The organism is Streptomyces sp. NPDC004561, from assembly GCF_053602155.1.
In genome coordinates, this window is the sequence record NZ_JBSGDB010000668.1 from 1 (window position 1) to 3825 (window position 3825).

Below are 3825 nucleotides of genomic sequence, written 5' to 3' on the forward strand. Positions count from 1 at the left end.
AACACAACTCGCCCCAGCCGCCGCCTTGTCCCCGGACGCGGGTGGCCTATTTAGGCTATCCTGTGGGCCGGCCGCCCCACGACACCACCCCGTACTGGGCAGGAAGACGCGGGGGACGTCTGCCTGCCCCCTGTACGCGACTGCTCGCTCGAAAAAAAGGGGGGCGAGCGAGCGCCACGGGACCCTGGGGTCCACCTCATACAGCGCGCAGGCGTCCGTCGGTGTCACATACGGCACATAACGAGGCGCTGCCTGCCGGGCACTGCGGAGCAGGGGCAGGCCCGGTTACGGGGGGAAACCGTGCCTGCCCCTGCGGCGCCCGCATATCTCCCCCGGAGGGCTGGGCGCCGCCATGACCCCGCACGGGGTCACTTCGATCAGCGCGCGACCAGACGAGAGTGTCACGGGCCGACGAGGATGGTTGCTAGGCCCGCACATGGATGGAGGTGCACTCCTGACACATCTGCGAGACCTTTACGAAAGGCGCACACGCAGGATTGAGCTCCTGCTGGGCGGCATCACTCGTGATACCGAAATGGGGAGATGGCTGGCGCAAGAAGTCTGGGAACTTACGGAAAAGCGCGCACAGACTCACTCAGCCTTCCGGAAGCGCGTCTGTGAACTCACCCGTGAGACTCCGTTCGAAACAGCAGCTGAGGTGAGGTCAGAGGTTGTCCCTCTGGAGGGCGGACAGCATCCCGCAGGGCAGGACCCGACCGGCACGCCGACCGCCGACGGCGATCTCGACGGCCGGGAAACGCTCACCCAGGTGAGGGAAAGCAGGGATGCCAGAACGCACCAGGTCATGTCGTGGGCGAGGTCGCCCGCCGCGGCGAAGGTGGGCTCGTCGGGGGAGCTGTGGCCGCTCCACAGGGCCCGTCCGGCGAGCGCAGCACTTTGCCTCCATTTACCTCATGCTGGGCTTTTCATCCAAGCGATGAGTCGGCCCCACCATCGATCCTTCGCTCGGCCGGCTGACCTGTCCAGGCGTCGGGGAACGCGTGTGCGTCGCACCGTTCCGCCCGGTCGGACCGGATCCGGTCCCGTTCGAGCCTTCGGCTCCCCTGGGCGTACACGCTCGCGCTCCGCCGACTCACACATGCACCGTTGAAGTGTCGGCACGTCGGCGAGCACTTGCTCCACGTGTCTCCCGCAACCCTCGTAGGTCACCTTCCGGCACGACTGGCAGACAGCACGTCGGCACATGGTTCCCCTTCATTCGCAGCCACATTAACGACCAGTAATATCAACGATTCCGTCACGGCCAAATTCACGATTCCGCCACAAACAACTCCCATACGTACACCGTCTCCACGAACCACCGACTCCGTCGACAGGAGGACGGCCGTGGGGTTGCGTCACGACCCAATAATGCGTGACATACCCCACTCAGAAGTGCCAAGCGGTCACGGCCGGAATCCCCCAGAAGTTGCTTGGAACACCGAAACAGTGGTTCCATCTCGCCCGGTCGAGAAATGGAGGCACTGTTCTGTGTTGTGACAGGCCGTCACCGCGTCTTTTTGAGTTCGTCGACCCGGGCGCGGCGAGGGCAAGAGACCGAGAACGGCAACCGCCCTCGCAGATCGGGTGGTGTGCGCCGGCCAGAAGGGAGCAACGTGAGTTGCTCGCACGCCGCAGGATGCCCCCTTTTCCCCTTGCTCAGGGCGAGCTTGCAAGGGTGGCGCGACTACTACTGCGACAGCGAGGATCAGTGGCTCGGCTGTGCGCGCTACCAGGTGTCACTCACCGGCGAGCGTGTGCCGATCAGCCTGCTGCCCAACGGGGCCCGCGCGCGACAGCTTGAAGTCGCGGCCACCGGCGCGGAACGGTTCGACGCCGCCACCCCGGAGCAGAGACTCCAGCAGTCTCCTGCACCACAACACCCCTGGCCGCCCGAGAACGCATCCTCGTCGCGCACGACACCTGCCGGGCCGCCCGAGCCGTCGGAACCCGTGCCCGCGGCATCGGAGACGGTGGCTCAGTTCGGGCCGGCATCTTCGACGATCCCGGTCTCGCACTACCGACCGTCATCCTCCCCGCCGATGCCCCAGCCTCCGGACCGTACCTCTGGACACGCGGGTCAAGGGCCCAAAGCGAGGCACGGCTGGTGGAGTCGATTCACCGAATGGATGGGAGGCCCCGCATGAGTGGCTACTGGCCCTGGTGGGCCGGCGCTGCCGGGCTCGCTCTGATCACCATCAACTACGCCCTCACCACGGACCGGTCCTTCGGGGTGTCGTCCGCGTGGGACCGCGTGTTGCACTGGCGCAGGGAGCGCCACCTCGAGGAGATGGACGAGGAGTTCACCGACGAGCACGCTCTCGCTGACGCCCTCGCCGCAGCTACGGCAGAACACTTCGGCACCAGCCCCACCGCGCCCACCGTGCCGCCAGCCCCGTACGGGACTTCTTCACAGCTGCTCGAGACGGACGTCGAACCGACGGCGGATGAGAGCACCTCGGTGACAGGCCCGGGTCCGGCCCCGCTCGTGACCCAGGCTGCCCTGCTGGTATCGATCTTCTTCGGCGGATTGATCGCCGCGGTCACCTCCGGGCGGTTCCACCTCCGCTTCGACATGGGACCCGGGTTCCGGAACGTGGTCACCGCAAATCCGACCACCATGACCGTTCTGCTGTTCCTCGGGGGCGTTCTGGTCGGCTTCGGCACCCGGCTGGCCGGTGGGTGCAGCTCCGGCCACGGACTCAACGGCTGCGGCCGTCTACGACCGGTCAGCCTCGTTGCGACCGCCGTGTTCTTCGGCACCGCCGTCGCGGTGTCGTTCCTGCTGTGGAAGGTGATCTGATGCGTACCCGGGGTGCGATTCTGCTGGCCAACATCATCACTGGACTGACTCTCGGCTACGCCGTCTCCAACATCGGCTTTGGCGACTACACCGAGCTGAACCGCATGTTCACCTTCCAGGACCTGCGCATGCTCCTCTCCTTCGCCGGCGCCGTCGTGATCATCGTGTGCGCGTTCGCGCTGCTGCGGGTCCCGCGCACCCCGGGGCGTATCCACGCCGGCGTGATCCCCGGCGCGGTGCTGTTCGGTACGGGCTGGGCGATCTCCGGGGGGTGCCCGGCAATCCCGATCGTCCAGCTCGCCAGCGGCTACCTGCCCGCCCTGGTCACCATACTCGGCGTCACCGTCGGAATCCGGCTGTGCCGCTGGGCCAACGCCCGATACTTCCACCTCGACCGCGGCTCCTGCGGCCTGTAAGCAGGGACGTCCATCGACACGCCCGCCGACACACAACCGCGTTGAGGTGAGGCACCCCGTCGCTCTGCCCTGGCCCATCCAGCCGCGCCCTGTCTCAGTCACCTGCGTCCGGAGCGTTCCGATACCGCGTCAGGCTTCGTGCCGACGGCGACAACCGTTCCGCCGCGCCCCAGCCGTACGCCAGGGCATGCCACATCTGGGAGGCCAAACCGTCCATCGGCCGGCCAATGGCAGAAGAGCCCGAGCAACCACGCGGCAAGGACCACGAGCACCGCACTGCTGGTGGGCTCAATCGGTCGCGATGCCTGGAATCCGCCCTGCGGGGGGGCATCTGATCTTCTGCCCCAGGTCATGAGAGGCGCGGCGCCGGGCAGGCCGCCAAGTCGGTCTCAAGCCGCGGGGCGGCCGTCGGTCCGCTGGGCGAGGGCTTCGTCGCGGACGCACACCCGTCATCCGGGTCCGGGGACGCTCTCAGCACCGCTTCTCCGTCGCCGCTCTGGCCTGCTACAAGCAAGGCGAACGCTCACAGCTGATCTACCGGCCCAAGCGGCATCTCGATCACAAGCGCACCAGCTCGGCCCGCCGCACCACCGTGCCGGTCGGGTT

2 protein-coding genes are annotated in these 3825 nt (G+C 67.1%); both read left to right on the forward strand.

Annotated elements, in window-relative coordinates:
- Positions 1-2143: 2143 nt before the first annotated feature.
- A complete protein-coding gene (locus ACWEN3_RS43190) occupies positions 2144-2803 on the forward strand; it encodes a YeeE/YedE family protein (protein ID WP_452983235.1) in 660 nt (219 codons plus the stop codon).
- On the forward strand, positions 2803-3219 hold the full coding sequence (locus ACWEN3_RS43195) for a YeeE/YedE thiosulfate transporter family protein (RefSeq protein WP_452983238.1): 417 nt from the start codon (positions 2803-2805) through the stop codon (positions 3217-3219). The genes ACWEN3_RS43190 and ACWEN3_RS43195 overlap by 1 nt, the downstream gene beginning before the upstream one ends.
- Positions 3220-3825: the final 606 nt, after the last annotated feature.